General features: G+C 66.0%; 22 protein-coding genes and 2 pseudogenes. 10 read left to right on the top strand and 14 right to left on the bottom strand.

The window, feature by feature from the left end; genetic code table 11:
• The first annotated feature begins 13 nt into the window (after positions 1 to 13).
• Both ACSQ9A_RS39510 and ACSQ9A_RS39515 read left to right on the top strand, forming a co-directional pair.
• Positions 14 to 1,003: a sensor histidine kinase gene (locus ACSQ9A_RS39510; protein WP_436308128.1), complete on the top strand. Its 990-nt coding sequence runs from the start codon at positions 14 to 16 to the stop codon at positions 1,001 to 1,003.
• The gene (locus ACSQ9A_RS39515; RefSeq protein ID WP_436308129.1) at positions 1,000 to 2,106 is read left to right on the top strand and encodes a PAS domain-containing protein; all 1,107 of its coding nucleotides are present in this window, start codon (positions 1,000 to 1,002) and stop codon (positions 2,104 to 2,106) included. The genes ACSQ9A_RS39510 and ACSQ9A_RS39515 overlap by 4 nt, the downstream gene beginning before the upstream one ends.
• On the opposite strand, the gene ACSQ9A_RS39520 is transcribed toward ACSQ9A_RS39515, so the two are convergent.
• A complete protein-coding gene (locus tag ACSQ9A_RS39520) occupies positions 2,049 to 7,139 on the bottom strand; it encodes an AAA family ATPase (protein ID WP_436308130.1) in 5,091 nt (1,696 codons plus the stop codon). The genes ACSQ9A_RS39515 and ACSQ9A_RS39520 overlap by 58 nt on opposite strands.
• Before the next feature lie 184 nt (positions 7,140 to 7,323).
• On the opposite strand from ACSQ9A_RS39520, the gene ACSQ9A_RS39525 reads away from it, so the two are divergent.
• Genes ACSQ9A_RS39525 through ACSQ9A_RS39535 form a run of 3 tightly spaced genes read left to right on the top strand, consistent with a single transcriptional unit; the run spans position 7,324 to position 9,763 of the window.
• Complete coding sequence (locus ACSQ9A_RS39525) at positions 7,324 to 7,833, top strand: cupin domain-containing protein (RefSeq protein WP_436308131.1); 510 nt, start codon at positions 7,324 to 7,326, stop codon at positions 7,831 to 7,833.
• A gap of 14 nt (positions 7,834 to 7,847) precedes the next feature.
• Positions 7,848 to 8,333: a DUF302 domain-containing protein gene (locus ACSQ9A_RS39530; RefSeq protein WP_436308132.1), complete on the top strand. Its 486-nt coding sequence runs from the start codon at positions 7,848 to 7,850 to the stop codon at positions 8,331 to 8,333.
• A gap of 35 nt (positions 8,334 to 8,368) precedes the next feature.
• The gene (locus ACSQ9A_RS39535) at positions 8,369 to 9,763 is read left to right on the top strand and encodes an FAD-containing oxidoreductase (protein WP_436308133.1); all 1,395 of its coding nucleotides are present in this window, start codon (positions 8,369 to 8,371) and stop codon (positions 9,761 to 9,763) included.
• A gap of 103 nt (positions 9,764 to 9,866) precedes the next feature.
• Here the strand turns inward: ACSQ9A_RS39535 and ACSQ9A_RS39540 are convergent, their stop codons facing one another.
• Positions 9,867 to 10,145: a hypothetical protein gene (locus tag ACSQ9A_RS39540; protein WP_436308134.1), complete on the bottom strand. Its 279-nt coding sequence runs from the start codon at positions 10,143 to 10,145 to the stop codon at positions 9,867 to 9,869.
• 254 nt (positions 10,146 to 10,399) lie between these two features.
• Here ACSQ9A_RS39540 and ACSQ9A_RS39545 point away from each other — a divergent pair, with 254 nt between their 5' ends.
• The gene (locus ACSQ9A_RS39545) at positions 10,400 to 11,317 is read left to right on the top strand and encodes an alpha/beta fold hydrolase (protein WP_436308135.1); all 918 of its coding nucleotides are present in this window, start codon (positions 10,400 to 10,402) and stop codon (positions 11,315 to 11,317) included.
• Between the two features lie 851 nt (positions 11,318 to 12,168).
• A pseudogene (locus ACSQ9A_RS39550) lies at positions 12,169 to 12,532 on the top strand (DUF4158 domain-containing protein); the annotation flags it as partial.
• A gap of 74 nt (positions 12,533 to 12,606) precedes the next feature.
• Here ACSQ9A_RS39550 and ACSQ9A_RS39555 read toward each other — a convergent pair.
• The 3 genes and pseudogenes from ACSQ9A_RS39555 to ACSQ9A_RS39565 all read right to left on the bottom strand — a co-directional run.
• A pseudogene (locus tag ACSQ9A_RS39555) lies at positions 12,607 to 13,185 on the bottom strand (alpha/beta fold hydrolase); the annotation flags it as partial.
• Positions 13,186 to 13,188: 3 nt separating this feature from the next.
• Entirely contained in the window at positions 13,189 to 13,827 is a 639-nt protein-coding gene (locus ACSQ9A_RS39560; RefSeq protein ID WP_436308136.1) for an isochorismatase family cysteine hydrolase, read from the bottom strand.
• Positions 13,824 to 14,336, bottom strand: a complete 513-nt coding sequence (locus tag ACSQ9A_RS39565) for a hypothetical protein (RefSeq protein WP_436308137.1) — start codon at positions 14,334 to 14,336, stop codon at positions 13,824 to 13,826. Before ACSQ9A_RS39565 ends, ACSQ9A_RS39560 begins: the two co-directional genes overlap by 4 nt.
• Before the next feature lie 340 nt (positions 14,337 to 14,676).
• Here ACSQ9A_RS39565 and ACSQ9A_RS39570 point away from each other — a divergent pair, with 340 nt between their 5' ends.
• Positions 14,677 to 15,270, top strand: a complete 594-nt coding sequence (locus ACSQ9A_RS39570; RefSeq protein WP_436308138.1) for a hypothetical protein — start codon at positions 14,677 to 14,679, stop codon at positions 15,268 to 15,270.
• A 206-nt stretch (positions 15,271 to 15,476) separates the two neighbouring features.
• On the opposite strand, the gene ACSQ9A_RS39575 is transcribed toward ACSQ9A_RS39570, so the two are convergent.
• Both ACSQ9A_RS39575 and ACSQ9A_RS39580 read right to left on the bottom strand, forming a co-directional pair.
• On the bottom strand, positions 15,477 to 15,944 hold the full coding sequence (locus tag ACSQ9A_RS39575) for an endonuclease VII domain-containing protein (RefSeq protein ID WP_436308139.1): 468 nt from the start codon (positions 15,942 to 15,944) through the stop codon (positions 15,477 to 15,479).
• 71 nt (positions 15,945 to 16,015) lie between these two features.
• Positions 16,016 to 16,900 (bottom strand): DNA/RNA non-specific endonuclease, encoded by an 885-nt coding sequence (locus tag ACSQ9A_RS39580; protein WP_436308140.1) that lies wholly within the window; start codon positions 16,898 to 16,900, stop codon positions 16,016 to 16,018.
• Positions 16,901 to 17,183: 283 nt separating this feature from the next.
• Here ACSQ9A_RS39580 and ACSQ9A_RS39585 point away from each other — a divergent pair, with 283 nt between their 5' ends.
• Positions 17,184 to 17,480, top strand: a complete 297-nt coding sequence (locus ACSQ9A_RS39585; protein WP_436308141.1) for a hypothetical protein — start codon at positions 17,184 to 17,186, stop codon at positions 17,478 to 17,480.
• A gap of 27 nt (positions 17,481 to 17,507) precedes the next feature.
• Here ACSQ9A_RS39585 and ACSQ9A_RS39590 read toward each other — a convergent pair whose 3' ends face one another.
• The 4 genes from ACSQ9A_RS39590 to ACSQ9A_RS39605 all read right to left on the bottom strand — a co-directional run bounded on the left by ACSQ9A_RS39590 (position 17,508) and on the right by ACSQ9A_RS39605 (position 19,304).
• Positions 17,508 to 17,882 carry a hypothetical protein gene (locus ACSQ9A_RS39590; protein WP_436308142.1) on the bottom strand — a complete coding sequence of 125 codons (375 nt, stop codon included), beginning with the start codon at positions 17,880 to 17,882 and terminating at the stop codon, positions 17,508 to 17,510.
• A 62-nt stretch (positions 17,883 to 17,944) separates the two neighbouring features.
• Positions 17,945 to 18,199 carry a hypothetical protein gene (locus ACSQ9A_RS39595; RefSeq protein WP_436308143.1) on the bottom strand — a complete coding sequence of 85 codons (255 nt, stop codon included), beginning with the start codon at positions 18,197 to 18,199 and terminating at the stop codon, positions 17,945 to 17,947.
• 20 nt (positions 18,200 to 18,219) lie between these two features.
• Positions 18,220 to 19,056, bottom strand: a complete 837-nt coding sequence (locus ACSQ9A_RS39600; RefSeq protein ID WP_436308144.1) for an N-6 DNA methylase — start codon at positions 19,054 to 19,056, stop codon at positions 18,220 to 18,222.
• An 8-nt stretch (positions 19,057 to 19,064) separates the two neighbouring features.
• Positions 19,065 to 19,304, bottom strand: coding sequence for a hypothetical protein (locus tag ACSQ9A_RS39605; protein WP_436308145.1), 240 nt, complete (start codon positions 19,302 to 19,304; stop codon positions 19,065 to 19,067).
• A gap of 171 nt (positions 19,305 to 19,475) precedes the next feature.
• Between ACSQ9A_RS39605 and ACSQ9A_RS39610 the strand changes: the two genes are divergently transcribed.
• On the top strand, positions 19,476 to 20,462 hold the full coding sequence (locus ACSQ9A_RS39610) for a hypothetical protein (RefSeq protein WP_436308146.1): 987 nt from the start codon (positions 19,476 to 19,478) through the stop codon (positions 20,460 to 20,462).
• 39 nt (positions 20,463 to 20,501) lie between these two features.
• Here the strand turns inward: ACSQ9A_RS39610 and ACSQ9A_RS39615 are convergent, their stop codons facing one another.
• The 3 genes from ACSQ9A_RS39615 to ACSQ9A_RS39625 all read right to left on the bottom strand — a co-directional run bounded on the left by ACSQ9A_RS39615 (position 20,502) and on the right by ACSQ9A_RS39625 (position 25,765).
• The gene (locus tag ACSQ9A_RS39615; RefSeq protein WP_436308147.1) at positions 20,502 to 22,397 is read right to left on the bottom strand and encodes a hypothetical protein; all 1,896 of its coding nucleotides are present in this window, start codon (positions 22,395 to 22,397) and stop codon (positions 20,502 to 20,504) included.
• A 122-nt stretch (positions 22,398 to 22,519) separates the two neighbouring features.
• A complete protein-coding gene (locus ACSQ9A_RS39620; RefSeq protein WP_436308148.1) occupies positions 22,520 to 23,116 on the bottom strand; it encodes a hypothetical protein in 597 nt (198 codons plus the stop codon).
• Positions 23,117 to 23,161: 45 nt separating this feature from the next.
• Entirely contained in the window at positions 23,162 to 25,765 is a 2,604-nt protein-coding gene (locus tag ACSQ9A_RS39625) for a DEAD/DEAH box helicase (protein WP_436308149.1), read from the bottom strand.
• Positions 25,766 to 25,845 lie beyond the last annotated feature (80 nt).

Raw genomic sequence — 25,845 nt, forward strand, 5'->3', positions numbered from 1 at the left:
ATCGGACCGTGCCGTGAACCCCTTCGACATGGCGATGGTCGCCCTCGCCTCCGGCGCCATCGCCGCCCTTTACGTTTCATGGCGCGCCTCGCGACGCCTGAAGCGTCTGGCCGACGCCGTCGATGCCTTCGCCCGGGGCGGCTGTACCGAACCCCTGCACGTGGCGGGTGCCGACGCCGGCGGCGACGAGATCGACCGGCTCGCCGCGCACGTGGAGCAGATGTCCGCCCGCATCGGCAAACAGTTTGCCGAGATCGAGCGCGGCGTGGACCGGCGCCGCGAGCTGCTCGCCAACGTGTCGCACGACCTGCGCACGCCGCTGGCCTCGATGCAGGGCTATCTCGAGCTGCTGCTGCTGCGCCACGGCAGCCTGCCGCCGGCGGAGGAACGCAACTACCTGGAGACGGCGGTGCGCCACGGCGAGCGCCTGGGACGCCTGGTGGGCGACCTGTTCGAGCTCACCCGGCTGGAGGCCGCGGAAGCGTTGCCGCAGCCGGAGGCGTTCTCGCTGGCCGAGCTGGCGCAGGACGTGGCGCAGAAGTTCGCGCTCGACGCGCGGGCGCGCAAGGTGGACCTGCGCGCCGCCGGCGGCGAGGGCAGCGCCGCGATCCGTGCGCAGGCCGACATCGGCATGGTCGAACGGGTGCTCGAAAACCTGGTCGACAACGCCCTGCGGCATACGCCGCCCGGCGGCAGCGTGACGATCGAGTTCGGCGGCGACGCGCAGCGCGCCCGGATGGCCGTGCGCGATAGCGGCTGCGGCATCCCGCCTGCCGAGCTGGCGGGCATCTTCGACCGCTACGACCGCGCCGACCGTTCCGTGCCCGGTGCGCAGGGCGGCCTCGGACTTGCGATCGCGCAGCGCATCGTGCGCCTGCACGGCGGCGAGTTGTCGGTCGCCAGCATCGCGGGCGCCGGCAGCTGCTTCGCCTTCGACCTGCCGCTGGCCGCGCCGAGGCCGGCTGCGCCGGTGGACCGCTGCACCGAGAGGATGTCTTCATGATCACGCACACGATGGCGCTCACGCTCCTGTTCGTCATGGCAGCGGCGCTGGTCTTCGTCGGATGGCTGGCCTGGTCGACCGCCCGGCGAGCCGGCAGGCAGCGCGCTGCATCGGGCGAGCGGCTGGTGCAGGTCGAACGGCGCCTCGCCGAGCAACGTGCGGCCACCGGTCGGGCGGAGATGTCGCGTGCCGCTGCCGAGGCCGAGCTGCGCGCGAGCGAAGAGCGCTACGTCGCGGCGCTGCGCGGCAGCCAGGACGGCATGTGGGACTGGGACATCGCCTCCGGCCGGGTCCAGCTCTCGCCGCGCTGGAAGAGCATGCTGGGCTTCGAGGCACACGAGCTCGCCGACGACCTGCCGGGCTGGCGATCGCGCGTGCACCCCGACGACCAGCCCGCGCTCGAGCAGGCGCTGGCGCAACGGCTCGTGCCCGCCACGGCACCCGACGATGCGCGCTTCGAGCACGAGATGCGCCTCCTGCACAAGGATGGCAGCGTGCGCTGGGTGCTGTCGCGCGGCATCGCGCTGCGGCGCGCCGGCGGGGCCCCTTACCGCGTGGTGGGCCAGGACACCGACGTGACGCCGATGCGGCACGTGCTTCACGTGCTCCAGGCGGTGGCCGACGGTACCGCGGGCGCCGTGGGCGAAGCCTTCTTCCCGGCGATGGTCCGGCACTTCGCGCGCGCGCTGGGGCTCGATTGCGCCTTCGTCGCCGAATGCGCCGACCAGCCGGCGACCCGGGTGCGCACGCTGGCCTACTGGGCGGAAGGCAGCCTGCGCGACAACTTCGAGTTCGCGCTGGCCGGCACGCCTTGCGAAGCCGTCGTGCAGGGCGCAAGCGCCTGTTTTCATCGCAGCGGCCTCGCGCAGTTGTTTCCCCGCGAAGCCGGCTGGGAGGCCTATCTCGGCATGCCGATCATCGCGAGCGATGGCCGCACGCTCGGCCACCTGGCTTTCCGCCATCGCACGCCGCTCGGCGACGAGATGCTGGTCGATTCGGTCTACCGCATCTTCCTCGCGCGCGCGGCCGCCGAACTCGAACGGATTCAGGCGCTGGCCCGGCTTCGCGCAGAAGCGTCGCCACCCGGCGTACCGGCCTCCTGACGCGCCGCGGGCCGTGCCACCGGCAGGCCGAACGAAAAGCGGCAGCCCTCGCCCGCGCGACTCTTCACCGCGATCTGGCAGCCGTGCAGCTCGACGATGCGCCTGGCGATCGCCAGCCCCAGCCCGGCGCCGCCCGAGGCGCGGTTGCGGCTTTCGTCGACACGATAGAAGCGGTCGAAGATGAAGGGCAGCTCGGCCTCCGGGATGCCGCTGCCGGTGTCGGCGACGCATGCGATCACGCGCTCGCCCTCGGCCCGCAGGACCACGCTCACCGAACCGCCGCCGGGCGTGTGCTGCAGGGCGTTGCCGATCAGGTTGTCGAGCACGCGTTCGACCAGGCCCAGGTCGGCATCGACCGGTGGCAGCGCGTCCGGGGCCTCGATCCGCAACGTCACCTCCTTGCGATCGGCCGCGAGCTGGAACTTCTGCAGCACGTCGACGGCAAGCTCCGGCAGCTGGAAGGTCTCGCGGGTGAGTTGCAGGCCCTTGAAGTCGAGCTTGGCGAGCTCGAACAGCTCGTCGATCAAGGTCGCGAGGTACTCGCTCTGACGCAGCGCGATCTCGACGTAGCTTTGCTGCGTCGCGGCCGGCAGCTCGCCGCCTTTGAGCGCCAGGAGCTCCAGGTAGCCGCGCAGCGAGACGAGCGGCGTGCGCAGATCGTGCGAAACGTTGGCGATCAGCTCGCTGCGCAGGTAGACGTTCTCCGCCTCCAGGTCTTCCTTGAGCCGCTCGACCTGCGCCAGCGCGTCGCTCAGTCGCTGGCGCGCCTCGCGATGTTCGCGGACCTCGCGTCGGAGGCCTTCGAACAGCCGTGCGTTCTCCAGCGCGATGGCGGCCTGGGTCGCCAGCATGCGCACGACCCGGATGCGCTCGGATGTGAAGGCGCCGGCGAGCACGCTGTTCTCGAGGTACAGCACGCCGACCAGCTGTCCCTGCTTCTGCACCGCCACGCACAACACCGACCGCAGCTTGTGGCGCACGACGTAGGGGTCGCCGCCGTAGCGGTCGTCCGCTGCGGCGTCGGCCAGCACGACGCTCTCGGCGGTGCGCCGCACAAAGTTGACGATGCTCGCCGGTAGGCTGCGCGACGCGGCCAGCGGCGTGCCGGGAGCCATTGCCTGCCCGGGCGCCTGCAGCGCGTCGGCGGCGTAGACCAGCGATTCGCCGTCCCGCTCGAGGACCAGGCAGCCGCGCTCGGCGCCGGCGTTCTCGATCGCGAGGCGCATGAGGCGCGCGAGCAACCGGTCCAGTTCGACCTCGCCGGCGATCGCGTGGGCCGCCTTCATCACGCTGTCCAGGTCCAGGCCGCCGGCGTCGGGACGGTCCGGTACCGCGGTCGCGGCGGGCTCGATCGGTACCGGCGGATCGCGCGGCGCCGCTGTTTCGATGTGCAGCAGCTCGGGGTACCTGCGCTCGAGCTGCTCTACTTTGGCAGCCGCGCCCCAGCGCGCATAGCAAGCGCGCGCATCGGCCATGAACAGGGCCGCGAGCTTCGTGTCGCCGCGCGCGAGGCGGAAGCGCGCATGGAGCTCGCTGGCCAACGCAAGCTGCTGCAGCAACCCGGGCCGGCCGCCCGCATATTCGATCGCCCGCTCATAGTGCTCGATCGCTTCGCGGTCGCGGCCCTCGATGCGATCGAGCTCGGCGGCGAGCAGCAGCGCGGGGCAGCGGAAGTTCTCGGCGCAATTCGCGGCCAGCAGTTCGAACGATGCCTGGGCTTCGGCGATCTTCGTCAACGAGGCCCGGCGTTCTTCCTCGCCCGCATCGGCATGGCTCGCGGTCAGCGCCAGCGCATTCCAGAATTCGTAGGTCACCGGCCAGACCGTGCCGGCCACGTGGTGCACTGTGGCACCCGCCACGCGAGCGGCCTCGAGGGCCTGCGCCGGCGTGCCGAGCAGGCAGCTGACGTGCAGCTTCGCCACGGCGTGGAAGGTAACGAAGAAGGGATTGCCGCGGTAGTTGCGCAGGTACTCTTCCTCGTCGATCGCATCGTCCGACAGCGACAGCGCCCCCCGGGTCAGGCCCTGCAGCGCGCGGGCCCAGTTGAGAATGATCTTCACCGAATCGGCAAAGCCTTGATTCTTGAGCTTCTGGATCAGTGCCACGCTCGGCGTGTACTCGCGCACGAACTGGGCCAGGTCCTCCGTGGACAGGATCGCCGACCAGAGCTCGGTGCCGGCGCCGTAGGCCGCGTAGAGGAAGTCGCCGCTTTCGAGCCCGCTGCGGCAGGCCTCGCGCGCATAGGGGATGCAGGTCGCCCACGGCTGGCGCCAGAAGTTTACGTGCGCATGGAACTGCTGGTAGATCTTGGCGCGCCGCCGAGAGTCCTGGAAGCGGTGGTTCACGGCGAGCGCCAGCGTGCCGAACGCGTAGGCGCCCTGGTAGTCGCCGCGCACCGGGCCGACCGTGATGGCGTGGGTCACGTAGCCGTAGGCGGACTCTTCGATGTTGCCGTGCAGCAGCGACAGCCGCACCATCGTCGCCGAGATCAGCCGCGCCAGCGTCGGATCGCCGAGGATGAAGGCCGAGGCCCAGATGTCTGTCAGCATGCTCATGACGATGAGGATCTTCGGATCGTCCATCACCGGCAGGTCGATCAGCGAGGCGATGTCCCGATCGCCCAGCAGCGACGCGATGAGGTCCATCTCGCGGCCGAGTGCGCGCTCCTTGTCGGCGGCCGCCTCGGGCAGCGAGACGTCGAACAACGCGAGGCCGGCGCGCGTGTTCCCCAGCGCATCGGCATAGCGCGAGGTGTGCTCGTACTGCACGCTGCGCAGGCGATGGACCCGCGCACGGTCGATGTTGGTCGCGGCGTGTCGCAGAAGCAGCTCGTACAGCTGGTGCGCCGCGTCGAAGTGGCCGCACAGGTACTGGCTCTCTGCGGCTTCCAGGTGCAGTGCGAAGCACAGCGCGTAGTCCGATTGCCAATGGTTGTCGTCGAGCAGCCCGAGCCCGGCAAGGAAGAAGTCCAGTGCCGCATCGTGCGCGGTCGACGATTTGGCCCTGCGCCCGGCGTTCAGGTCGAGTTGAGCGACCTCGAGCCGCTCGCGCACGGTGCCGATCAGGCTGCGGCCGCGGTTGAGGTGATGCACGATGTCGAACAGCCCTTGCTCCATCTGCTGCGGCGTCGCACGCGACCGCAGGAGACGGCCGATGCGCAGGTGCAGCATCGGCTTGCGCTCGTCGGGAATCATCGCGTAGGCCGCCTGCTGCACGCGGTCGTGCAGGAAGGCGTGGGCCGGTTCCGCGTCGTGGTCGCTGCGCGCCGCGGGAACGATCAGGCCCTCGGCCGCCGCCTGTGCAAGATCCTCGGCCACGGCCACCGGCGACTGTTCGCAGATGATCGCCAGGGTGCGCTGATCGAAGCTGTTGCCGATGCAGGCGGCCAACGTCAGTGCGTACTGCGACCTGCTCGACAGGCGCTGGATGTTGCGCGTCATCAGGTCGACCACGTCGTCGCCCAGCGGCGCCAGCGCGATCGCCTCGATCCGGTAGGTCCAGCGGCCGAGCGCTTCATCGAAACGGACATGGCCATCGCGCTCCAGCGTCTTTAGGAACTGGATCACGAAGAAGGGATTGCCTCCGGTCTTCTCGTGCATGAGTTGCGCGAGGGGCTGAGCATCGGCGAGTTCGCCGTGCAGCGTGTCGCGGATCAGCGCGCCCAGGTCGGGGAGCCGGAGCGACCCCAGCGCCAAGCGCTGCACTTCGACACCAGTCGCTTCGAGCTTGTCGAGCGCGCGCGTCAGGCGGTGCGCACCGTCGAGCTCGTTGTCTCGGCAAGCGCCGACGAGCAGTAGGCCGCGGATTTCGAGGCTGGTGAGCAGCGGTTCGAGCAGGCTCAGCGTGGCCGCGTCGGCCCATTGCAGGTCATCGAGAAAGATCACCAGCGGATGGGCCGGCTGCGCGACGGCGGCGACGAAGCTCTGGAACACGCGCTGGAAGCGGTTGAGCGCTTCTGCCGCCCCGAGCGCGACCGGTGGCGACTGCTTGCCGATGATGAACTCGATCTCCGGGACCACCTCGGCGAGCACGCCGCCGTTGACGCCCAGCGCGCGAGCCAGGGTGCTGCGCCAGTCGCCCAGCCGGGCCTCGCTCTCGGTGAGCATCTGCCGCACCAGGCCCCGAAAGGCCTGGATCAGCGCGCTGAAGGGAACGCTGCGCGCCACCTGGTCGAACTTGCCGGAAACGAAGTAGGCCTGCTGGCGGACGATGGGCCTGTAGAGCTCGTGGATGAGCGCGGTCTTGCCGATGCCTGGATAGCCTGAAACAAGCAGCATCGATGGCGCTCCGGCGCCGGCGTTGCGTGTGCGCTCGAAGGCGGCCCGCAGCACGTCGACCTCCCGCTCGCGGCCGTAGAGCCGGGGCAGGATCGACAAGCGCGCGCGGATGTCGCGCCGGCCCAGCGGAAACGCGTCGATGTGCCGGTGCGCGGCCCATTCGCGCCGGCAGGTGGCGAGATCGTCGACAAGTCCGGCGGCGCTCTGGTAGCGCTCCTCGGGCGTTTTGGCCAGGAGCCTCATCACGATCTGCGACACCGGCAGTGGCAGGCCGGCGTCGATGTCGATCGGGGCGACCGGCGTGCGCGCGATGTGCGCGTGGATCAGCTCGAGCGCATCCCCGGAGCGGAACGGTGGCGCGCCGGTGAGGAGCTCGTAGAGAACGACGCCCAATGCGTACAAGTCACTGCGATGGTCCGGCACGCGCTCCATGCGGCCGGTCTGTTCGGGCGAGGCGTAGACCAGGTGCGCGGCAGACATCGAGCCCGTCGACGGCGCAGCGCGCAGCGACATGCCACCGCTCACGTCGCCGAAGTCGACCAGCCAGGCGCGCCCGGTGGCGGCGTCGCACCGCACCGCGTCGGGGCGCACGCCGTTGTGGACCATGCCATCGCGATGCAACTCCGCCAGCTTCGACGCGAGCTCGATGCCGAACGCCAGCACCAGGGGCAAGGGCATGCGGCCCGCCGCCGCCGGCGCGGACAGTGGCTCGCCGCCGGCCGCGGGCAGGTCGAAGGATTCGACGTCGGGGGTCATAGCCTCCTCTCCAGATTGACTGCATGCAGGCCGCACTTTGCGCCCGTTTCGCGGTCGATGGCAATGCGTGATCAAAGCGTGAAGATTCGTTGACCGGGCCGTGAAACGCGGGGACCAAAGTGGATTCCGGAGCGCCGCTGGGCGATCCGTCCCACCTCAACCCCACTTTCAGGAGTTTCACGCCATGCACAATGCCAATCCCCAACGCCGCTCGATCCGGCGCCATGCGGCGGCCGCCGCGCTCATCGCCGGCGCCTTCGCCGCGCTCGCACCGGCCGTCCATGCGGGCGAATGCCCCGCCGACAAGGTCGTGGCCGACGGCCAGGGCCAGAAGCCGGGCCCCACCATGCCGAAGGACGTGACCGACGTCGTGCGCTACAGCACCGATCTGTCCAAGGAGCCGCTGGCACTGCAGGGGCGCCTGTTCCGCTTGCGCCAGCTCGAGATGAAGCCCGGCGGCATCGTGCCTTGGCACAGCCACAACGAACGTCCCGCCATGATCTACATCGTCTCGGGCGAGGTGGTCGAGTACGCGAGCAGCTGCGCGGTGCCCATCACGCACAAGGCGGGCGACGTGGCGCCGGAGAAGAACGGCACCTCGCACTGGTGGAAGAACACGGGCAGCAAGCCCGCCGTCCTGATTTCGGTCGACCTGTTCCCCACCGAAATGAAGATGGACCCGCACGAGATGTGACATGAGGAGCACACATGTTTATTCGCGTTTCCAAACTCCTGTCGGCTGCCTGCCTGGGCCTTGCGCTGGTTGCGACGCAGTCGCCGGCGCAAAGTGGGGCGCCGGGTGCCGACGGCCTGATAAAGGTCAGGAGCGCCTACTCGGTGGAAGAGACGGTCGAGCGCATCAAGAAGGACATCGCCGACAAGGGCATCGTGTTCTTCATGGCGGTCGACCAGTCGAAGCTCGCGGCCGACGCCGGCATCCGCGTGCGGCCCTCTACGCTGCTGGTGTTCGGCAATCCGCCGTTGGGCGTGCAGTTTCTCACCTCGAATCCGTTCTCGGGACTGGACTGGCCGGTGCGCCTGCTGGTCCTGCAGGACGAGACGGGTGCCGTCTGGGCGGCCTACACCGACTTCGCCTGGATCGCGCGCCGGCACGGCATTGCCGACCGGCAGCAGCAGTTCGCGACGGCCTCGGGCGTGGTGGCGTCGATCACCTCGACCGTGCGCGCGGACTAGGACGGCACGCAACGACTCAGGAAAGGGGCAGCCCCATGAGCACGCACTATGACGCGCTGATCATCGGCAGCGGCCAGGCGGGGCCCTTTCTTGCGGCCCGCCTGGTAGCCGCCGGCATGCAGGTCGCATTGGTCGAGCGCGAGCACCTCGGCGGTACCTGCGTCAACGACGGCTGCATGCCGACCAAGACGCTGGTCGCCAGCGCGCGCGTCGCCCACCTGGCGCGCCGCGCGAGCGACTATGGCGTGACCCTGGGCGGCGCGGTCAGCGTCGACATGAAGGCGGTGAAGGCGCGTATGGACGCGGTCGTCGACGACGCGATCAAGGGCCTCACGCAGTGGCTGGGCGGCATGCAGGGCCTGCGTGTGCTGCGCGGCCATGCGCGCTTCGTTGCGCCGCATGCGGTGGAGGTCAGCGGCGAGACGCTGGAAGCGCCGAAGATTTTCATCAACGTCGGCGGCCGGCCGGTGCTGCCTGACTGGCCGGGAGTCGATCAAGTGCCCGTCCTGACCAACACCTCGATGATGGCGCTCGACGAGCTGCCGGGCCACCTGGTCGTGGTCGGCGGCAGCTACATCGGACTCGAATTCGCCCAGGTCTATCGCCGCTTCGGCGCGCAGGTGACGGTGCTCGAATATGCCGATCGCCTCATCGCGCGCGAGGATGCGGAGGTCTCGCAGGAGGTACGGGCGATCCTCGAGCGCGAAGGGGTGCGCTTCGTGCTCGGCGTGCGCGACGCGCGCGTGTCGAAAGGGGCTGATGGCAAGGACGTTCGCATCGCATTGAATGCCGGTGGCATGGCGCACAAGATCCAGGGCAGCCACCTGCTGGCCGCGGTCGGGCGCCGGCCGAACAGCGACGGGCTCGATCTGGGCCGCGCCGGCATCGCTACTGATGCGCGCGGCTTCATCACCGTCGACGACCAGCTGCGAACCAACGTCCCCGGCGTGTGGGCGCTGGGTGACGTCAACGGGCAAGGCGCCTTCACCCACACCTCGTACAACGACCACGAGATCGTCGCGGCCAACCTGCTCGACGGCGAGGAACGCCGCATCAGCAAGCGCATCCCGGCCTACGCGCTCTTCACTGATCCGCCGCTCGGCCGTATCGGCATGACAGAGGCGCAGGTGCGTGCGTCGGGCCGCCCAGCTCTGGTCGGGGTGATGCCGATGAGCCGTGTGGGCCGCGCCAAAGAGCGCGGCGAGACGCAGGGCTTCATGAAGGTGCTGGTCGATGCGCAGACCGAGCGCATCCTCGGCGCCGCCTTGCTGTGCATCGAGGGCGACGAGATCGTGCACTCCCTGCTGGACGTGATGGCGGCCGATGCGCCCTATCACGTCATCCGGCGCTGCGTGCACATCCATCCGACAGTTAGCGAGCTGATTCCCACGCTGCTAGGCAACTTGGCACCACTGGCCGGCGCGCACTAAAAGGTCAAGCGGCTTGTGGAAGTGGTGCCCAGAGGTTGGAAATCCCGTTCCAACTAAACGGGGGTGACTCGGGTAGTCCTTTCCATGATCCTGAATGACGACGTCACAGTTCATGAGTTGGCGTTGTTTGCAGATGGGTTCGTGGTTCGCGCTTGGGTGGACATTGGCACGAGCTGCTGACCGAGTTCGCGGGCGAGTCGGCGCGCAGGGATCGCTGTTTGGTCTGGAGAACCTTGGCTTCATATTGCTGCAGGCCTTGTTCGACGTAGTGCATGCCCTTGACCATGACGCGCCAGAACAGAGCGGCGAGCTTGCGTGCCAGCGCGATGTTCGCGACCAAGCCGCCGCGACGTGCGGCCATGCGCCTGTAGAAGCCACCCAAGGCAATGTCCTTGCTGCGCGCCAGGCTTCGTGCGATCACGCAGAAGATCCTGCCGGCACGGTTGCGGCTTCGCTTGGCGCCATCGACAGGACGGTGCTGCCCGGGCTAGAGGCGATGTACAGCAACATCAGTTGCGGCCGCGACGCTGATGCCCATACACTGGCTCGCCAACCGATTGCGCCGCCTCGCCACTTGAGAGAGGACTGCCTCCACGGCGCAGCAAGCGAACCTGATCACGACGCGAGGACAAGCCCATGCCCAAGTTCCTGTTCCGATGGCTCGCGATTGCCCTTGTTGCCGGCGCGGCGCACGCGCAGGTTCCGCCCTATCCACCCGGCTTCAAGACGCAGGAACTCGCCGTAAACGGCACCAAGCTGCACGTCCGCGTGGGCGGCAAGGGGCCGGCGGTCACGCTGATTCACGGGTACGGCGAGACCGGCGACATGTGGGCTCCGATGGCCGCCGATTTGATGAAGGACCACACAGTCGTCGTACCAGACCTGCGCGGAATGGGCCTCTCGGCGCATCCTGCCGGAGGCTTCGACAAGAAGAACCAGGGTGTCGACATCGCGCAGGTGCTTGACGCGCTCAAGATCGACAAGACCGATCTCGTCACCCACGACATCGGCAACATGGTCGGCTATGCCTTCGCTGCGCAGTACCGCGATCGGGTCGGGCGATTCGTACTGATCGATGCGCCAGTCCCCGGTATCGGCCCCTGGGAAGAGATCTTGAAGAACCCATTGCTGTGGCACTTCCGCTTCGGCGGCCCGGACATGGAGCGCCTCGTCGCAGGCCGCGAGCGGATCTATCTGGACCGGTTCTGGAACGAGTTCTCCGCCGACCCGAAGAAGTTCGATGAAGCCTCGCGCCGCCACTACGCGAAGCTCTATGCACGGCCCGGTGCCATGCGCTCGGGCTTCGCGCAGTTTGCTGCCTTCGATCAGGACGCAATCGACAACAAGGCGTTCCTGGCTAAGGGCAAGCTCACCGTTCCGGTGTTGGCCCTGGGCGGCGAGAAGTCGTTCGGACTGACCATGGCAGCTGTCATGCGCGCGGGTGCAGACAAAGTGACCGAGGGCATCGTGCCCGCATCGGGCCACTGGATCATGGAAGAGAATCCGGAGGCAACCGTCAAGCTGGTGCGGGAGTTTCTGAACGGCGTGAACTGAGTCGACGCTCGTCCATCACGGTTTCTGCTCGAGCGGTTGGCTGGGCGAAAAAATGCCTGCCGGGCTGCGGGCCCCGATCAATGCAGCCTCGGCCCTAAACGGCTGTTCGTCTCCGCTCGGGGGCGGGTTGATGTGCTCCGTCTACGACGCCACGACGCAGCTCCCCACTGCTCTTCCCGCCGCCCTCCTTCCATGCCCGGAAGCCTGTCGACAGTGCTTCCAGCCTCGAGTGCCTGTTTGGGGATCTATTGACGCTGTTTGGGGATTTAATGCCTTGTTTGGGAATGTAATTACCTAGAACAAATCGGCGTGTTCCGGGCCAATAAATCCACAAAAAGCGATCCAGGCGGTTCGGGCCACACCAGGCCTCCTTGAGCCTAGGCAGGCGATGCAAATTCCCAAACGACGCCCCGCCCGCGCAGGATCAGGGGCGAGCAGGAGCTAATTAATGCTCGAACGGGGAGCGTCCAGTTGCCGATCGCGTCCCGCATCGATCCAGCCCTGTAGCCCCGTCGGTTGGAGGCCATCCACGTCAGTGGATTCCGGCTGCCCGCCGGGAGTCGCACTGACCAGCTTAGGGCAGTAGTACCAAGGACCCCTCATGCGGACGACCTTGAGCGCCCGCTTTGTAGAAAGCTGTACAGCCGCCGTGGCCCCAAGCGGTCTATCGAGGGCTCACGAAGGAGTTCAGCCGACGCCGAAGGCGGGGTCGACTCGTTTTGGGTGCACAGAGTGACGGTGCGCAGCGCCAACATCGGCGCGGGTGTGGGTCCGTAAGTCCTTGATTTGGCTGCGATTGCTGTTCACTTTCGTCAGGCGTATCGTGCGTCCCCCACCGATGGAGGCGCGCGATGCAAGGCTGGCAGACAACATTCCTGGGCATGCGCGAGTTGCCGCACGATCTCAGCGCCTTCGAGTTGCAGGCGTTCTTCACCTTCAGCCGCGCCGAGCATGAGCTGATCCAGACACGGCGAGGCGACTCGCTCACTCGCTCAAGCTGGGCTTGGCGCTGCATATCGGATTCCTGCGCATGAGTGGCCGCCTGCTGGACGCAGTGCGGGTCGTGCCACCGGCACTGTGGCGGCACCTGGGCAACGAACTGGGCATCGACGGCCCGGAGATCGCTTCGCTGCGCCCCATGTATGGCCGTGGCCGCACCCTTTTCGACCACCAGCAGGTACCTGCGAAGCTCTCGGATTCCGGTGGATGACCGAGCCAAGCGCGTGGACGAGATGGAGGCGGTGGCCGACGTGTTGAGCCTGCTGGCCAACCGGCTTGGGCGCATTGCCAATGGTGTCGGCAGCCCATTTCCAGGGGACCGGTGGGCTTCGGCCCTCCTTGCGTTGCGCGATGCGGTCGTGTGAGGCTTTGGCCGCCGCGCGGCTCGCGGGCGAGCGTGGCTCGAAGAACAGGATCACCTCGTCGTCAAAGCTGTTCTCGGGGATCACGGCGGTGTCGTAGAACAACTGCTCGGCCACCTTGACGAGGGTGCCGGGCGGCGAGGTGCCCAGCAGCACGCAATGGCTCAGGCGGTCGCTGTACAGGGCCAGCACCACTTGCGCCGCGAGGCCGCCGAGGGACCATCCGCAGATCGCCACGCCTTCGAGGTCCAGCGCCTCGATGAGGTCGCGCGCATCCTTGGCCAAGGCCACGGGGCTGTAGTCGCGCTCGCCCGTCGAGAGGCCAAGGCCGCTGTAGTCGAACGTAATGACGCGGAAGCCCTGCGCAGCCAGCGCATCGAGAAACGCCGGGTCCCACACATCCATGTTGCCGCGGAAGCGCGTGCAAAGGACGATGGGTTTCCCCTTGCCGATCGAGCGGTAGGCCAGGCGGCGGCCTTCGACCTCAACGAACTGGTCGGACGGCAGTGGTCATGGTGTGCTCCCGGAAGTGGACAGCATCGCCACCAGTTCACTCGTAGTGACGATCGCGTGGGCGTAGGTGGGTCCGTTGATCTCGTGCGCGACCTTCATCGCCTCCGTCGTGAAGGCGGCGGTGGCGTCGCGCACCAGCGTGACGTGGTAGCCCAGTTCGACGGCGAACTTGCCCGTGGTCTCCAGGCAGGTGTTGGCCAGCATGCCGATGAGCACGACCCGGCGCACGCCGTGCTGGCGCAACTGGATGTCGAGGTCGGTGTTGGCAAAGCCGCTGGAGCCGCGGTGCTCCTTGATCATCACGTCCTCGGGGCGGGGCTGGAAGTCCGGATGCCATTCCGCGCCCCAGGTGCCTTCGGCAAAGAGCTGGATGCGATGGCCGCCGAGCTGGTAGGGTGTGGGGTGCGCCCAGAGGCTGAAGTCCGATGGCTTGGCCCGGTTGTGCGGCACGTAGAACACCGTGATGCCGGCCGCGCGGCAGGCGGCCACGGCCTCGCGCATATGGGCGATGGTGCCGACCTCATCCATCACCGCCTTGGCGCGGCTTTGCAGCTTGCCGTTCTCGCCGAGGAAGTCGTTGTAGGGGTCGACCAGCAACAAGCCGGTCTCGCCGGCGACGATGGTGGGTACGCTCATTGGTGGCTCCTTCTGGCATTCCAGACTGGATGGCCCGCGCGAAGCCGCCGGACCTGCAGTACGCAGCCGATGACCAGCAGCAAGAAGCATACGCCCACCGCCTTCTGCAGGGCCGGGTCTTCCGGGCTGCTGAAGAGCGGCGCGCCGGTGGGCAGGCGCGTGAAGGTCTCGGTGAGGCCCGGGATCATATGGAAGAACAGCGTGGTCGAGTAGGCCAGGGTCTCGACGTAGCGCGACGCCCGACCGAAGACCTGCGTGCGACCGGCCACCGCGGCGATGGCGAGCACGATCAGCGTGATGATGCCGAGCGCGTGCGGCGCGCCAAAGCCGCCGTGCTGGAAGATGCCGAAGCCGGTGAGGCAGGTGAGTACGGTGGCCCAGATGTAGGTCTGGCCGAGCGCTGCACTTGGAGGAATCTCGCGATAGCGGAAGAGCGCTATGACGCCGGCCGCAAGCGCGACCAGGCTGATGGCGGTGTGGACGGTGCCGAGTGGTGTCAAACCGAACATGGAGTGCTCCTTTGCGGTGAACGAGAACCCGCGAACAGCAGTTGCTTCAAACTGGAGGGTCGTGACGAACTTCCGGTCTTGGCCGTTACCGGCTGTGGCGGCATTCTGCCCTGCCCGCCTCAGATCGGAGGCACCGTGGCCCCTGCCAGGCAATTGCGGAACGTCTCTGAACTGTATCGGCCAGGCTCGCCCATGCGAAGGGAGAGTGACAATAACAGGCACCGCCGCCGCCGGCCGGGGCCTCCGCCTCTCCGATCCGAACGATCCGCCCACTGGATAGACAGAACCGCCTCGTCCGACAACAGTGGCACAGTCGGGGGGCAAACGAGACGAGGAGACCATGAAAACTGCCGTGTTCACTTGCTGCGCGTTGCTCGCTTGCTCGGCTATTGCTGCGACGCCGGAGCAACTTCAGGCTGCCAAAACGCTGTGCCAGCACCACGACGATCCGTCGATTGTGGAAGTTGCCTCACAGCTTGATGAGGCTGACAAGGTGCTGCCCAACATCCCGCCGGAAGAAGAGCGCTACCTAAAGGCCGAGCGCGCCGCCGCGGCTCGCCTCATGTCGGAGAAGGACACCCGTCCACGCGCCGTTCAGATGCGCAGCGCGTTACGGGCGCGACCCCTGTATGCGGTGTACGAGCTGCGCATGGACCTCAAGAAGGCCCAAACTGCGATCAACGCCATCCTTGCGCCAGATCGGTGGGAGGACTATCCCCAGAATGCCGAGGCTGAGAAGCTCTCGCGTGCGGTCGCCTCGCTGCCGGAACTGGCGATCTACGCGCGCGAGGTTGTGGTGTTCGAGCACAACAAGCAACGTGTCTTTGTCGACGAGGATCGGCTTGCAGGCCTGAGCATTGACGCCTATGTCATGCAAGTCGATCTAGCCGGCTACATCAGATGCAAGCTCGCCAAAGCCATGATCCAGCGGTAGCAACTGGAACTGCCTGCCCGAGGTTGGCACCCCGAGCCTGGCATTGAACTAGAAACAGGGCCCCCACCCCGCCGTTCCCTCGCCCGCGCGTTCATGGAGACACACCAAAGCAGCAGCGCCCGGGTTCGATTTCGGAGGTCATGACGTCAACCCCCGCTCATGGGGCCGCGCTCGCCCCTGCGATAGGACGTAGGCAGCGTTGTTTGTCATGCATGAAACTCCAGATAAGCAAGCGCCTTGGCGAGGAACTCGGCGTCTTCAACGGCGCCGAGCGCAGTATTGCAGCGGTGACAGAGGAGGTCGCGCACCTTTCCCGTCTGGTGGTTGTGATCTACGACCAGTGCGGCCAGTTGGCCGTAGAGCACCCTGCTCTCGGGCTGTCGGCAGATGGCGCAGACACCGCCCTGTCGGGCCAGCATGGCATCGAAATCCTCCACCGTGATGCCGTACATCCTTACCAGCTTCTTGCGCCTGTAGTGGAGTGGGTCCTTCGCGAGGTTGGCGGCGACCTGCTTGTTGCGATTGGCTTGCCGCAATCGATCGCGGACACGACGGCACTCCTTGCAGAAGCCGTCTCTGCCGCCGCCGGGCCGACCTCTGGAGGCATAGAACTCGACTACGGGCTTCACCTGACAGCAGTCGGCGCACTTCTTGACAATGTGCGGGTATCCCATCGCGCTTCAGCAACCCCAGATCTTTGGCGCCGCATGCTTTTGGCAGCCGGGCCAATGACAGGTGTGTGCCATCAGAAGTTCGCCCCACGTGCCTGCACCGCGCTCAGGAGGTTCCAGCCCGTGGCCTTCAAGAACGACTCGTAGTCCATCGGAGCCTCGATTCGCGCGTCGGCCGTGTTCGGCAGGATGTACGCCCACGAGCGGCCCGAGGCCTCGTCATAGACCAGCTTGAACATTGCCGAAGGCACCCACACCCGGTTCGCGCCGATCGTGCGGCGAGCTCCGTTGAACATCGGTCCCGAGAAGACATAGACGGCGCCCTGCGCGCGGCGCGCGAACTTCCGCACGTCCTTCTCCACCTTCGACCAGATCTTCCGATTGTTGTTTGGGTCCTGGGGGATCATGTTCGACAAGGCGAACGACTGCGCCATGGACTGCCGATCCGGTTGATCGCCCGCTGGCGCCATGTGCCCCCGGTCTAGGCCGGAGCCCACGTAGTCGGACAGCTCGGCCCGAGCGCCGGCGGGAAGCCGCGGATCAGGAAAGAACTGCTCGGTGCGCTGTTCGTCCTTTGCGTCATCGATCTGTGAGCGGCTCAGCCGTTCGACGACAACCAGCGGCGTCTTGCTGAGGCCGGAATACAGCACGGCGAAATGGGTCGAGCAGAGGGCGACCGGCCTCCACTCCGCATTGACCGAGGCGACATTCAGCGGGACCTGCCGCGGGAAGAGGCTGGCGCACGAACTAAAGTTGCGGCCGCCGGGCAGCGCAACCGGGGCGGCTGCGTTGTCGGTGAACGCGCTTTTGGCGTGCTTTGCGACAGCGCCGGTGACGGCATGCTCGGCCACGGCGCCGAGGTTCCAGGCGCAGGCCGCGTGAGACGCCAAGGCCACGAGCACAGCGCCCGCAAGCCTTGCTGCGAAACCGAAAGAATTACGTTTGTTGAGATAGGTCATCGCGGAGATCCAGTTCGCACAACGATACAGGGGCGAACGCGACCTCCGCTAGGTTGTTGGGGCTTGGGGCACGAACTTCAACTCCTTTCGGCCGCACGCGGACGTATCAGGTGCCGCATCCCTAGAGAGAGGGATGACTGAGTTCACCGATTGAAGGAAATTCGACAACGGGAGCACAGATGCACGGCTTGCCGCCGCGCACACTCGCCAATCGTCCGACTGGATTCGACGTGCAGCCCCAGCCGAACTTTCGAAGATGCACGGGCACAGAAGGAGAACTACGATGTGTGACGGGCTGAAGTTCACGTACCCCGACGGGAAGAAGACCATTTGCATTCCGATCTACGTGGAGATCCTCAAATGGCCTCCTCCAGATCCCGATCCGGATCCCTGGCGCCGTGCGATCGAGGACATTAGGACGCTGGTGGTGGTCAACCAGGCGATCAACAATGTTCGCGATCAAGGCGCTCGCAAACAGCTTGGAGGCGCCTTGAACGAGGCTGTCAGGGCTGTCTCAAAGGACCTGCCAGCCGGCTTCTCGGTCGGCGATGGCCTGATGAAGATCGGCGTAGGTCACTGAGCACGCAATGCGGCGGCCGACGGGTCTTCAATCGTTGGCTTCCGCCTTGCTGTTCACCAACGCTCCAACCTGCGCGCCGAACCTATCCAGCACTTTGGCCCGGCTCGCGACGCGGGGCGGCTGCTGCTCGAATAGGTAGTAGCGCACGGCTTCCTCGACCACGGCCTTCGTCGACGTGCCTGGCTCGAACACAGTGCCGTGCACCTGGGCCTTTTCCGTGAGCGCTGGCCAGGCCTCGTCTGGGATCTCCCCCGGCGCGGCCAGGGCGCCCGCCAACGAGCGCAACGCGGAGGCCACGTTCGCCGGCACGCCTTTGTCCTGCAGAAAGGCGATGGCCGCCTGGGCAGCCGCGCGCCAGTCGCCACCGCCGGCTGTTGGATCGTTCGAAGGCTGCTGTTCCATCACCGGGATTGTCGGGTGTTTCGGTTGGTGCCGCGAGGGGGCGAAGGAACCCGCGAACAGCCTCATTGAGCCGCCCCATTAGCGGCTTCGCCAACGACCGGGAGGCAATGACTCACGCAGACGCAACCCGCCTTGCCCTCAAGCCAGACCACAGCCGTATGGCCGCTCAGGATCTGCGCTTCGGTGCGGGTCTTGAATCGCTCGAGCGGCGCACCCTCGTAGCTGAAGTAGTCGACGGCTCCGCCGAGGGGCACCTTGGCGTTGAACGAGTCGACCTCGATCTGAAGCTTCTTCTGAGATGGTTGTTTTCTGCTCATGGTGTTCGTTCCGTCGCGGCTCAGGCGGCGACAGCTTCCCGAAGTTGATACTGCCCTGGAGCGGTGCGCTCGAACGCGCCTGCGTGACGCTGGAGCACCTGGCGCACTTTGGCGCGCCAGTGAGGATTCGAGGTCGGCCGCATCGACTGGATCGAATCGTAGATCTGGTCGAGCTCCGCCGATCCGCCGAGCGCGCGAAGAATCTCGCGCACCACAGGGAACCAGACGCCCCGGCTGTCGCGACCCGTGGCCACCGCCTGCTTCCAGCGCTTGTCGATCGCGGCGATTTCCTGCGCCTCGCGGTACAGCATGAAGCCAAACAGCCGGCGCTCGCGCTCCTTGGTGAAGGTAGCGAAGCACAACGGCAAGGACAGGCCCGGGAACAAGTTGCGCGGAATCAAGGACTGCTTGATGCTGAACAACGTGTGGAGATGCTCCACGCGCCTGCTCGTTTGCATGATGTAGGCGGGCAGGATAAAGCCGGCCTGGCCGCCGTCCTCGAGGATCTCGTGCGATTTGCGCAGGAACGCGGCGACCGTATCGGATTGGAAAGGCGGGTTGCCGATGATCGCCTGCACACGGCCAAGGTCCTGGGCGGGCACCTCAAGGAAGTCACCAATGATCACCTGGCGCCCGGACGCGCGGCGCGCGCGCTCGGCCTGGATGGGATCGATCTCGATACCGACGACATCCAGCGAGCCCGGCAGTGCACAGAGGAACGCACCGTCGCCGCAGGAAGGCTCGACAACGCGGTGGCCGGGCTGGAGCCACCCGAAGGCTTCCTCGACGATGCCTTCCGCTGCCCAAGCTGGCGTGAACCATTGGTGCAGACGCTGCTGCGTAGATTGCTCTGCCATCGCCGCGCTCACATCGAAAGCGGGTAGCGATTGGCTAGGTAGGAGGCTTGCTCGCGGGTGAGCTTGATGACGATGGGATCGATCGTTACGGTGAGACCAGCCTCACGCAAACGGCGGGCCACGCGAGCCGCGGGAGTCCGAGGCAGCAGGCGGCACTTGTGGCCGACTTGCACGCCAAAGGTGTGGTCGGGGCGGTGTATGCGGACCTGGAAGAGTTTGCGCGTTCTGTACTTGGTGGCAGCGGTCATTTCAGCTTGGTCTGATTCGTCTTCTCCGAGCAAGGTACAGCATCGACGCTCAGTTCGTAAGGTCGATACCATGAAAAATGCACAGGATGGCAGTCCGTAGGCGCGCGACGGCTCCCCTCAAGGAGGTATCTCACGACTTGCAATGAGCCAGAAAATGCCCAAACTATCCCGATGAAGCAGTTTCTGGCTCCGCTCGCGAGACTCCTGCGACGCCCGAAAGACGCGGCGACCCCAACCAGTGCCACCACGAGCCCGGACCTGCGTCGCGAAGCACTACTCAAGGAATATGGAGAGGCCTCCGCAAACTTTCGCGCATTGACTGACATTCGCTTCAGGCTTCTGATGCTATTGCCGCTTTCTGCGGGTGCTACAGCAGCTTTCGGAAGCTCTCAATCAGGGCCGGTCAACATCGTGCTTGCGTCTTTCGGACTGCTCGCGACGGTTGGCTTGGCTACCTACAACAGCCGAAACGATCAGCTCTACGACGAGCTCGTCGGGCGAGCGGCCGCTATCGAGCGGATCATTGGCCTTCCAGATGGCGCCTTCGCTCACCGCCCGCGTGCGTGGCTCACCCTTCGCGCCTTCGGCGTGCGATGGAAGGTCGACCACAGAAAAGCTGTCGCCTTGATCTACTCCACGACCATCGGCGTTTGGCTCACCCTCCTCCTGGTCTCCGTGATCGAGATGTGCCGCAAGCTCTACATGAGCCGCGTGCCACCGAAATCAGATTGGTACCTCGAAGTACCTGATCCATTGGCGCTGGTACAGCTTGTGTCCGTTGTGGTCGCCGCAGTCGTAACTTACTCGGTCACGATCCGAATCCAGAAGCAAGTTGAAAAGCGTCGACAGCTATTGCGAGTACTCGCCAGACGAGCAGTGAAGAGCATGCAGGCGATTGCGACCGATTTTCCCGCGACGCTGGTTGACGCTCGGACGATCACCCACTGCGCGTCTTTATCCGAAGGGGGGCGAGCCACGCTTCGAGCAGAAAGGAAGATCCGGCTACGAGTGCGCTTCTATGCGAGTCTGAGCCCTGCTGATCTCCAGCGCTACATGCCGTCTAGCCCGGCGGCAGATCGCGGCGCGCATCTGGTCGCACTGCTTACCGACTACCCACCACGTTGGCTGCTCGATTGCTTCACAGGTCGCAGGTTCTGACCTGTTGCCCCAGGTACGGCAGATCGCCCAGCGCGGCCCTCAGCCCATCGGCGCAGGCGCGCGATCCCCCTCATCCTCTTCCTCGTAGGCGTATTCCGTCCCGTCGTCCAGCTGCACCAGCTCACCCTCGTCGAAGAGTGCAACCTGAGCCGATGCGGGAACAGATTGCCCCATTCCATGGCTCCGCTGATCCTCGAGGATCTCCAGCAGCCGCTCGCGCTGCACCTCGCCGACCAGGCCCTGGCGCTGCATCCACTGCGTACGTTGGGCGATCGCGTGCCAGCGACCAATGCTAGCGTGCGCCGGCGCCACGATGCCCATGCTCAGATAGGTGCTCATGGCCTGCGTGCGATCCGTCTCGTCGTTGTGGTACCGATCGATGTACTCTTCGCCCATCAGCACGACAAAGTCGGCAGCGCCCTCCTCGTCGACGTCGAACGAATCCTCGGTGTCCCAGGCAGTCGTGAACTCGCCGCTGGAAAGCTGCTTCGTCTCGAAACCGCAGGACTCGTGGAACATCTCATGCGCGTGCGAGCGAATGCCGCCGGACAGCATGCGATCGCGCTTAGGATCGCCCGTGCGCCGGTCGTCCTCCCAGGCGCGGCCCACATGGACCTTTCCATACTTGGGGACCGGGGTGCGCGGCATCGGGCCAGTGATCGGCGGATCGCTGAGCTTGCCGTCCATGACCTCGAAGAAGATCTTGAGCGCGTGGAACGGCTTGTGAATGCCGTACATGCTCCACTGGGCATCGATAGCGACGAGCTCGCGAAACCCCATGATCGTGAAGCGCGGCGGAATCCCGAGCTGGCGCGCGGCTGCCTGTTCCCTTACCTGCGCGGTGAGCGTATAACGTAGCAGGCGGTCGAGCATCGTCGGGCTGTAAACGTCGGCGCCGACCGCCACGTTGCCATCTGCGTCAATGGTCCTGCCGAGGTAGTTCCGGGAATCCCAGTCGTACTGCGTGTTCGAAATGAAGTTCCTGAGAAGGTTGAGGGGTCGCATAAAGCCGTAACGATCGGGGTCGGCTTCGATCATCGCTTCCGCGCTCTGGTCCTTTCCGACTCTTACGCACGTCCAGCAGCCCGACCGGGCACCGCATCCACTTTTCTGCTTTGCGGCCGCCTCCGTCATGCGCATGTCGCCCACGACCGCGCAGCTCGAGCCGCCGGCGTCCCGATAGAACTGCAGCGTCTCCGAGAAATCCGAGTACGTTTCGATCATGCCGGCGGACGCGTAGCCAAGGTACTCGAACACATCGTCGGCAGACCAGTGAATGATCGGGCTCAGGCCGAGGCGTCCCTTCGCGTTCGTCCAGATCTCGGAAGCGCTCTCGCCGCGCGCGCGGATATTCGCTTCGCGGGTCGCAGATTCGTCCAGGCGCACGCCGGTCATCACCACTGGTTGGGCGGCCGTTCGATCCTTGCGTAGGTCCGCAAACACCTCGTCCATCAGCCGATTGCCAGTGTCGACCTTCCAATCCTTCGAGCAGTCTGCCGCTCCGGTCGGGAAGGAAGGCAGCGCGCGCCCGCCGATCACTCGAACAGGCCACGACGTGTAGAGGCTCGGCTTGCCGACGCGGATCTGCAGCGGCAAGTCGTTGGCGCGTGCAAAGTCAGCCATCTTCGCGAGCTCACCGTCGGCCAGCAGCCTCACGGCCGGAGATTCGACACCGGTGTCGGTGTGAACGACCAGCATGGGCGGGACTGGCAGGCCAGCTTTCCTTCGCGCGACTGCGACGGTCAGCACCAGGCTCACCAGCACGGAGGAGTCCTTTCCTGAGCTCCACCCCATCACCGCAGGTGACCCCGAATCCATCAGGCCGTCAATCACTCGCATGGCCTCGGCGGCCAGCGGATGAAACTCCCCGATCGCGGCGAAGCGTTCCTCAATCGGCGAAGTGGTCGGCGCTGGCTGCTTGGCTGTTTCGTTCATCTCGAATCGGTCGTTGTGCCGATTCAAGATATCCAGCGGGGCTCAGATCGCGCCGGATGAATTAAGTGTCGCGATCCTGCGCTTTTGTGGTTGCGCGCGAGAGATCGGCAGTCCTTGCGCAATCAGACCGTCACCTCGAGCACCGCAGAGTCTTGGGCCGCCTGCGTTGCGGGCCACCGTGCTTTGAACGCTGCGAGCCGGGCGGCGTTTTTTTCCTGCGAGAGTTTGCTCGACCAGACCACCTCCTCGCCGAGCTCGACGCGCGCGAGCCGCGGGAACAGCGTTTCGCCGTCTACCTTCTCCTCTCGGCGCCACTCATCAGGAACGTCCGCCCATTGGCACTTGTGGCTCTGGGGCTTCGTGAGGTTGTGCTTCCGGGCCTCCTCGGTCTCGACCACGGGACGCTGGTACACGCGGGAAAGGATCTCGATCTCGAGCGAGCTCTCTGCGGTCACGCTGTACGCCGCGGCTGCGTGCCGGGCATCGTCGTCGAGTCCCTCGGCCGCGGTGAGGTAGCCGTAGTAGTCGTTGTGGGTCGACTCATGCATCAACTCTTCGCCGCCATGAACGAATCGAAGGACGGCTTCCGACTCCTGCAGCCAAAGGATCTCGCGTTCGAACTCGAAGCGACGGCGCTCGCCGCCGATGGTGGACCACTCCACGAAGGTCTCACTGGAGCGGCGCACCATGGGGCAGGAGCTGTAGAAGAGGTTGTGCATGAAAGGCAGTGTTGGATTGAACCCGCCTCAGCGGGCCGGGGTGTTCTATCCGCGTGGTGGGAACGATCTTCGAGGAGGGAAGCCCGGCACAGCCGCAGGATCGAGCTTGGCTGCAGGCGCTGGCCGAGGCTCAGCCGAGGAAAAGTCAAAGCCTGCCTGCATGCGCTCGATCGCACCGGGCGGAAGCGGTGGCGGGGTGGCTGGTGTGCGAGCCACCGCCGCAGGGAACCGAGCGACAACTGGCGGCACGTTGGCCGGCGGACGGACAACAGGCCGTGCCGGCAACACGCGGAAGCCCAACTGCTGGCTCGGTGCCCCAGCTTGTGGATGGCGAGCAGGACCTGCCACAGGTGCTGACGCTGGTGCCGCGGCCGGCGATCGCGGCTTGAACGATCCGGGAGGCGCGGGCAGTTTGGAAGGTGCCAATGGAGTGGCCGCCGTGACCGTGCGCTCGCCGGCCGCCACGGCCTGGCGCAGCTTCTCAACTTCCTTGCGCACGCGTCGCATCAACACGTCTGCCTCGTTGGCATCCTCCACGTCGGCGGCCCCTGGCTCGACGGCGGCAGCCGTCGCGGTCGCGATGCCAAGGAAGTCCACTGGCGCAATCTTGGTGAGCCGGAACACGCCTTGTGAGGAGCCGGTCTGGCTGTCATCCACGTACGAACCGAAGCCCCGCTGCTTCATGTCGATCTCGGCCAGGCGGAAACCATTCGTGGTGAGCTTGCAGGCCATCAGCCGCTCGAGGGCCGGGTCTTCCAGCGCCTCGATCGACTCGACCATCATGAAGAAGTCGGCAGCGCCGCCGTTGCGCACCAGGCGCCCACGCAGCTGATGAAGCTGCGACAGACCCAGCCGATCGGCATCCCGGATGACGACCAGGCCGATGTCCGGAATGTCGATGCCGGTCTCCACCACCACGGATGCCACCGCGAGTGGCTTCTCGAGGCTGTGGATCTGCTGGATCGCGCTCTCCTTCTCGTCGTCGGAAAGCAGACCATGGAGTGCCACGACCTTTCCAGGGAACGCTTGCTCGAACGTCTCCGCCGCGGCGACGACGCCCTGCGCCGTGCGAGTCGTGTCTTCCGTGACCGCTCCCAAGTCGAGCTGCGCGCCCTCCTTCGAGGCCTTGGCCTTCTTCGTGACCTCGACGCTGTCGACCCGCGGATAGATCACCAGCACGCGCCGGCCCGCCGCGATCGTGTCGCGAATCGACCGGGTCACGACGCCGCGACTGCCAACATCGACGATGTGGCTCGTGATCGAGCGCTCCACCGGCGCCTGGCGCAGCGTGAACACCTGCATACCGTCGAAGAAAACCGTCGCGAGGGATCGCGGAATCGGTGTCGCCGTCGCCTCGATGACATGGGTGGCCGGACCAACCAGCGCGCCGCGCGTCTGCACCGAGAGCTTGTGCTGCTCGTCCATCACCAGGACGTTGGGCACGATGCCCGCCTTGGCGCATGCGCTCGTCAGGCCACTCGTGCCGACCAGGATGTGATCCTTGTTCCGGATCTTCTTGCCGGCCTCCACGCGCTCGACGCCGCGGATCTCGCCGGCGAAACGGCGAGTGATCTGTTTGGCGATCTGGTTGGCCAGGATGATGGTGGGCGCCATGATCGCCACGCTCGCGCCGTTTTGGTGGGCCACGACCGCCGGCAGAAGGAACGTGAGCGTCTTTCCTGTGCCCACATCGCCAGGGATCAGTCCGTTCATGGGAACCGGAGAACGCAGCGCGCTGGCGATTCCCAGGATTGCCGCGCGCTGATCGTCGGTCAGGGTCTCGGACTGCTTGGCAGCCAGGTCGAGCACCTGCTGGTCAGGAACGATGAGGGGCGCGTCTCGATGAGGCTGGCGCTTGCTCTGGGTGCGGGCCGCCGTCCGAATCGAAGCCGCGTCGATGCGCTGCGCGAGCTGCAGGGCACGCTCACCTGCTTCGACTGACGCAGGTCGATGCAAGGCAAGGAGCAGCTCCCGCAGGTTCGCGAAAGTCGGGACGCCGTCCGGCAGATCGGCCTGGTCGTACTGCACGCAGGCGAGCACGCCCGCTTCGTCTAGTTGCATCGCGGAGACGATGTGCCGCTCGCACTTCAGGTATGCCGCCTCCTTGCTGACGACCGCGTGCACGGCGCCGGTGACCGCCTCGCCCGTCACTCGACCTGGCATGCCCAGGTATCGCGCCCAGATGCCGCCGATCGCGCCGCTGTGCGGCTGCTCCGCGCCGGGCTCGACGTAGAGGTTGTCGCCGAATCGCTTCACGGTGCCCAGGAAGTGGACCTTCGACCCCACTTCGGTCGAGCGCCAGCCCCAGGGTGCGAAGGAGTTTAGGTAGGCGATGCGCCCGGTCTCGTCGGCAACCTCAATCTGAACACGACCGATGGTCTTCCAAAACGGGTACTGCTTCTCCTGCAGCTCCGCCATCGAGGTGATGACCCTGCCGCCCCAGCTCACCGACGACTTGTCCTTGTTGACCGCCTTGAGGCGGTCCGTGACCACGAGACTCAGCAGATGAGACGTCTTGCCTGTGTGATCAGCCTCGTCGAGATCGGTGATCGAGTTCCTACAGTCGATGTACGCGGCCGGCACGCAAAGGAGCGCCAGGTCGGGATCGGCAAGCTTGAGACGTGTCAGGAAGGTCGGGGTGGAGGCCATGTGCGCGCCGCGGCACACGGCGAATCTTGATTCTTTCGCACAAGAATATCGGCACAGACGCCGAGTGCGCAAGGTTGTGC

Origin of the sequence: Variovorax sp. LjRoot290 (assembly GCF_964253985.1) — a bacterium.
Classification (GTDB): Bacteria; Pseudomonadota; Gammaproteobacteria; order Burkholderiales; family Burkholderiaceae_C; genus Variovorax.

Excerpts from the sequence above, each read along its gene's own strand:
- ACSQ9A_RS39515 (WP_436308129.1), top strand. The coding sequence starts at position 1,000 with ATGATCACGCACACGATGGCGCTCACGCTCCTGTTCGTCATGGCAGCG.
- ACSQ9A_RS39520 (WP_436308130.1), bottom strand. The coding sequence starts at position 7,139 with ATGACCCCCGACGTCGAATCCTTCGACCTGCCCGCGGCCGGCGGCGAG.
- ACSQ9A_RS39525 (WP_436308131.1), top strand. The coding sequence starts at position 7,324 with ATGCACAATGCCAATCCCCAACGCCGCTCGATCCGGCGCCATGCGGCG.
- ACSQ9A_RS39530 (WP_436308132.1), top strand. The coding sequence starts at position 7,848 with ATGTTTATTCGCGTTTCCAAACTCCTGTCGGCTGCCTGCCTGGGCCTT.
- ACSQ9A_RS39535 (WP_436308133.1), top strand. The coding sequence starts at position 8,369 with ATGAGCACGCACTATGACGCGCTGATCATCGGCAGCGGCCAGGCGGGG.
- ACSQ9A_RS39545 (WP_436308135.1), top strand. The coding sequence starts at position 10,400 with ATGCCCAAGTTCCTGTTCCGATGGCTCGCGATTGCCCTTGTTGCCGGC.
- ACSQ9A_RS39560 (WP_436308136.1), bottom strand. The coding sequence starts at position 13,827 with ATGAGCGTACCCACCATCGTCGCCGGCGAGACCGGCTTGTTGCTGGTC.
- ACSQ9A_RS39565 (WP_436308137.1), bottom strand. The coding sequence starts at position 14,336 with ATGTTCGGTTTGACACCACTCGGCACCGTCCACACCGCCATCAGCCTG.
- ACSQ9A_RS39570 (WP_436308138.1), top strand. The coding sequence starts at position 14,677 with ATGAAAACTGCCGTGTTCACTTGCTGCGCGTTGCTCGCTTGCTCGGCT.
- ACSQ9A_RS39575 (WP_436308139.1), bottom strand. The coding sequence starts at position 15,944 with ATGGGATACCCGCACATTGTCAAGAAGTGCGCCGACTGCTGTCAGGTG.
- ACSQ9A_RS39580 (WP_436308140.1), bottom strand. The coding sequence starts at position 16,900 with ATGACCTATCTCAACAAACGTAATTCTTTCGGTTTCGCAGCAAGGCTT.
- ACSQ9A_RS39585 (WP_436308141.1), top strand. The coding sequence starts at position 17,184 with ATGTGTGACGGGCTGAAGTTCACGTACCCCGACGGGAAGAAGACCATT.
- ACSQ9A_RS39590 (WP_436308142.1), bottom strand. The coding sequence starts at position 17,882 with ATGGAACAGCAGCCTTCGAACGATCCAACAGCCGGCGGTGGCGACTGG.
- ACSQ9A_RS39595 (WP_436308143.1), bottom strand. The coding sequence starts at position 18,199 with ATGAGCAGAAAACAACCATCTCAGAAGAAGCTTCAGATCGAGGTCGAC.
- ACSQ9A_RS39600 (WP_436308144.1), bottom strand. The coding sequence starts at position 19,056 with ATGGCAGAGCAATCTACGCAGCAGCGTCTGCACCAATGGTTCACGCCA.
- ACSQ9A_RS39605 (WP_436308145.1), bottom strand. The coding sequence starts at position 19,304 with ATGACCGCTGCCACCAAGTACAGAACGCGCAAACTCTTCCAGGTCCGC.
- ACSQ9A_RS39610 (WP_436308146.1), top strand. The coding sequence starts at position 19,476 with ATGAAGCAGTTTCTGGCTCCGCTCGCGAGACTCCTGCGACGCCCGAAA.
- ACSQ9A_RS39615 (WP_436308147.1), bottom strand. The coding sequence starts at position 22,397 with ATGAACGAAACAGCCAAGCAGCCAGCGCCGACCACTTCGCCGATTGAG.
- ACSQ9A_RS39620 (WP_436308148.1), bottom strand. The coding sequence starts at position 23,116 with ATGCACAACCTCTTCTACAGCTCCTGCCCCATGGTGCGCCGCTCCAGT.
- ACSQ9A_RS39625 (WP_436308149.1), bottom strand. The coding sequence starts at position 25,765 with ATGGCCTCCACCCCGACCTTCCTGACACGTCTCAAGCTTGCCGATCCC.